The following is a 259-nucleotide window of genomic DNA, read 5'->3' as shown; positions in this document are numbered from 1 at the left end:
GCAGAGAATGAGAGGGGATAATAATGCCAAGAGAAGGTACAAAATTAACTGGAATACAAAAAGCAGCTATACTTTTTATCACTCTTGGTCCTGAAGCTTCTGCAGGAATAATAAAGAAACTACCAGAGAGTGAGATACAAAAGATAACTTATGAGATAGCTAACATTACTTCAGTTAGTTCAGAACAGAGAGAAGAAATACTTGATGAATTTCTTGAGATGAATAAAGCTAGAGACTATATTGTAGAAGGTGGTATGGA

At 34.7% G+C, this 259-nt stretch carries 1 protein-coding gene; it reads left to right on the top strand.

Annotated features, from left to right (window positions below; genetic code table 11):
- Nucleotides 1-23 precede the first annotated feature (23 nt).
- Nucleotides 24-259: magnesium and cobalt transport protein CorA (locus IEQ44_RS18690; RefSeq protein WP_498371232.1), on the top strand; the 236-nt coding region annotated here is incomplete at its 3' end.

This window comes from Nocardioides malaquae, assembly GCF_015070385.1.
Lineage (GTDB): Bacteria > Actinomycetota > Actinomycetes > Propionibacteriales > Nocardioidaceae > Nocardioides > Nocardioides malaquae.
Note: the sequence above shows the minus strand (reverse complement) of the source record. Positions and strands in the feature narration are given on the sequence as shown.